The 3681-nt window shown below is 69.8% G+C and carries 6 protein-coding genes; all 6 read left to right on the top strand.

Annotation, left to right across the window (positions count from 1 at the left end):
- A partial coding sequence (locus tag GH736_RS19070; RefSeq protein ID WP_159606161.1) for an eCIS core domain-containing protein occupies window positions 1-529 on the top strand: 529 nt, incomplete at its 5' end.
- A 126-nt stretch (window positions 530-655) separates the two neighbouring features.
- Complete coding sequence (locus tag GH736_RS19065; RefSeq protein WP_159606159.1) at window positions 656-2224, top strand: phage tail sheath family protein; 1569 nt, start codon at window positions 656-658, stop codon at window positions 2222-2224.
- A gap of 53 nt (window positions 2225-2277) precedes the next feature.
- Complete coding sequence (locus GH736_RS19060; protein WP_159606157.1) at window positions 2278-2724, top strand: phage tail protein; 447 nt, start codon at window positions 2278-2280, stop codon at window positions 2722-2724.
- The gene (locus GH736_RS19055) at window positions 2724-3170 is read left to right on the top strand and encodes a hypothetical protein (RefSeq protein WP_159606155.1); all 447 of its coding nucleotides are present in this window, start codon (window positions 2724-2726) and stop codon (window positions 3168-3170) included. Before GH736_RS19060 ends, GH736_RS19055 begins: the two co-directional genes overlap by 1 nt.
- Complete coding sequence (locus GH736_RS24680; protein ID WP_159606153.1) at window positions 3167-3325, top strand: DUF6760 family protein; 159 nt, start codon at window positions 3167-3169, stop codon at window positions 3323-3325. The genes GH736_RS19055 and GH736_RS24680 overlap by 4 nt, the downstream gene beginning before the upstream one ends.
- Complete coding sequence (locus GH736_RS19045) at window positions 3325-3528, top strand: hypothetical protein (protein ID WP_159606151.1); 204 nt, start codon at window positions 3325-3327, stop codon at window positions 3526-3528. Before GH736_RS24680 ends, GH736_RS19045 begins: the two co-directional genes overlap by 1 nt.
- Window positions 3529-3681 lie beyond the last annotated feature (153 nt).

Genomic DNA, 3681 nt, shown 5'->3' with positions numbered 1-3681 from the left:
GGAGCAGCGCTCGCCGGTGCTCGACGTGGTGTCGTCGGGCGGCTCGCCGCTCGAGCCCGCCGTGCGCACCGACATGGAGTCGCGCCTCGGCCACGACTTCGGCGACGTGCGCGTGCACACGGATGCCGCGGCGCACGAGTCCGCGAGGTCGGTCGGCGCGCACGCCTACACGGTGGGCAGCAACGTCGTCTTCCAGCGCGACGCCTACGACCCGTCGTCGCACGCCGGCCGCACGACCATCGCGCACGAGCTCACCCACGTGGTGCAGCAGCGGTCGGGACCCGTGGACGGTACCCCGACCGGCAGCGGCGTCAGCGTCAGCGACCCCGGCGACCGCTTCGAGCGCGCGGCCGCCGACAACGCAGCCAGGGTCATGAGCGAACCGGCCCCGGTGCAGCGGCTCGACGACGGCTCCGGCGCCGGAGCGCCGACCGCGCAGCGCGAGGGCGACGAGGAGGAGGAGCCGGTGCAGGGGCTCTGGGTGCAGCGCGAGGCGGCCGAGGAGGAGCAGGAGGAGTCGGCCGGCTAGGCCGACCCCGGTTCCCCCTGCCCCATCGCGCAGCCCTTCTCACCCCCACGCCCGTCCGGTTGGACCCCCCGCCGCGGCATCCGCGGACCGACGCTTGGATCACGCAATCCAGCGAAGGAGTCGGGGATGCCCACCTATCTCTCACCCGGTGTGTACGTGCAGGAGATCGAGGCCGCCACGCGCCCGATCGAGGGCGTCGGCACCGCGGTCGCAGCATTCATCGGGATGGCACCGAAAGGGCCGGAGAACTCGCCGACGCTCGTGTCCAATTGGACGCAGTTCGTCGACCAGTTCGGCGGGCTCTATCCGGGCGCCTATCTCGCGTACTCGGTGTACGGCTACTTCCTGAACGGCGGCGGCAACTGCTACGTCGTCCGCGTCGGCACGGGCCAGCAGAGCTCGGGCGGCAAGGGCGGCAAGCGGGAGCAGAAGGCCATCGCGTCGGGACCGCAGACGGCGACCATCGGCAACTACGTGTTCACCGCGAAGAACGCCTCGCCGAACGCGAAGCCGATCTCCGTCGAGATCGCCGATCCGGGCGGCGAGGAGCCGGAGGACGGCGTCTTCAAGGTCGTCGTCACGGCCGAGGGCCGCGCGCCGGAGGTCTGGGAGCAGGTCTCGCCGAAGCCTGACCACGCCGCCTACGTCGTGACCAAGGTCGCCACGGAGTCGAAGCTCGTCACGGTCGAGGAGGTGGATGCGGCATCCGCCGGCGTCCTCCCCAAGCCGGGCCGGTTCGACCTGGCCGTGCCGGAGCCCGAGGAACAGCCCATCGTGCTCGAGGGCGTCTCCGCGGCGAACTACATCGGCAACGCCGCCGACCGCACCGGCTTCAGCGGCCTCGAGGAGATCGAGGAGGTCACCATGGTGGTCGTCCCCGACCTCATGGCGGCCTACGAGCAGGGCGCCATCGACCTCGAGACCGTGAAGGCGGTGCAGCTCGCGGTCATCGCGCACTGCGAGCTGATGGGCGACCGCGTCGCCATCCTCGACCCGCCTCCGGCCCTGAACGCGCAGGAGATCGTCGCGTGGCGCCGCACCGGCGCGGGCTACGACTCGAAGTTCGCGACGCTCTACTACCCGTGGATCAAGGTGCTCGACCCGGCGACCGGGAGCAACCGGTTCGTGCCGCCGTCGGGCTACCTGGCGGGCATCTGGGCCCGCAACGACAGCGAGCGAGGCGTGCACAAGGCGCCGGCGAACGAGGTCGTCCGCGGCGCCATCGAGCTGCAGACGCAGCTGACCCGCACCGAGCAGGAGCTGCTCAACCCGATCGGCGTCAACGCCATCCGCGCGTTCCCCGGTCGCGGCATCCGGGTCTGGGGTGCGCGCACGCTCTCGAGCGATCCGGCCTGGCGGTACGTCAACATCCGCCGCCTCTTCAACTACCTGGAGAAGTCGATCCTCGGCGCCACGCAGTTCGCGGTCTTCGAGCCGAACGACCCCGCCCTCTGGGGCAAGCTGCGTCGCTCGATCTCGGCGTTCCTCATCAACGAGTGGCGCAAGGGCGCCCTGTTCGGCAACACCGCCGACGAGGCCTTCTTCGTCAAGTGCGACGAGGAGACGAACCCCGCCGAGCTCATCGACGTCGGCCAGGTCGTCTGCCAGATCGGCGTCGCCCCGGTGAAGCCGGCGGAGTTCGTGGTGTTCGAGCTCTCGCAGTTCTCGGGCGGCACGAGCCTGGTCGCCGAGTGACCGCAGAGCGTGACCGCGCGAGCGCGACCGCACGACACGAGTAGGAGATTGACATGGCACTGGCCGATACCTTCGATTCCTCACCCGCCTACGCCTTCAAGGTCATCATCGACGGCATCGAGCTGCCGAAGGTGACGGAGGTCTCCGGGCTGAAGAACGAGGTCGACAAGATCGAACTCAAGCAGCAGCTGGCCGACGGCAAGTACGTCGCGAGGCAGCTGATCGGCCGCGCGAAGACGGGGGAGTTCACCGTCACCCGCGGCCTCACCGACTCCAAGACGGTCACCGACTGGCTGGGCGTCGTCATGAAGGGCGACGTGAAGGGCGCGCGCAAGACCGCGTCGGTCGAGCTCCTCGACTACGAGGGCGGCACCATCAAGAAGTACGAGTTCCGCAACTGCTGGGTGCGCAGCGTCGAGGTCAACTCGCTCAAGGCGGGCGCGACCGAGCAGGCCACGGAGAAGTTCACGATCTGCTTCGACGAGTCCGAGGTGAAGTGATGCAGCGCGTCATCGCGACGCGGCCCGGGATCGAACCGACGGATGCCGCGCCGGCGGGTCTCGTGGACGACGGTGCCATGCGCACCGAGTTCGCCTTCGAGCTCCCGCGCGGCTACGTCGGCCCCGACGGCACCGTGCATCGGCGCGGCGTGATGCGGCTCGCGACGGCGCGCGACGAGCTGCTGCCGCTCTACGACGCCCGCGTGCAGGAGAACGCCGCCTACACGACGGTCGTGCTGCTCGGCCGGGTGATCACCTCGCTCGGCTCGCTCGGCTCGATCGACTCGTCGGTGATCGAGAACATGTTCGCGTCGGATGTCGCGTTCCTGCAGGACTTCTACCGGCGCGTGAACGCCGAGGGCCACACGCGCATCGCGGTGACCTGCCCCGAGTGCTCGCACCGGTTCACCGCCGATCTCGCGGGCGGTCGCCTGGGGGAATCATGACGTACTCGGCCGACCGCATCCATGAGGAGGTCGCGTACGTCGCCTACCACTTCCACTGGTCGCTCGACGACATCCTCGACATGGAGCACGCGGAGCGCCTGCGCTACGTGCACGAGATCGCGTCGATCAACACGAGGCTCTCCGAGGAGCGCTGATGCGCTGGCCGTGGCAGCGGGACGACCCGTCGCCGGCACCCCCGACGGCGACGTCCGATCCGTCGCGCCCGTCGTCACCACCGCCCATCCCGCCCGCGGGCTGGGCGTTCCTCCCGCCCCTGCAACGGCAGGTGTCGGATGCCGCGCCCGCGACGCTCTCGACCGGCTTCGTCGCGTCGCTCCCGACGGTGGAGTCCCCGTAAGGGGACCAGGGGTTCAAATCCCCTCGTCTTGGCGCACATGCGTGCCCGGCGTCACCGGATCGGGCGCAAGTCCCCGGCGTAGACTCCGACAAAGGAGTGTGCATGGATCACATCGACGTGACCGTCAACGGACGGCGACACCCGTTGCAGGGC

This window comes from Agromyces humi, assembly GCF_009720255.1.
In the GTDB taxonomy this organism is placed as follows: Bacteria; Actinomycetota; Actinomycetes; order Actinomycetales; family Microbacteriaceae; genus Agromyces; species Agromyces humi.
The sequence above is the reverse complement of the archived record's forward strand: the minus strand, read 5'-3'. Positions and strand labels throughout refer to the sequence as shown.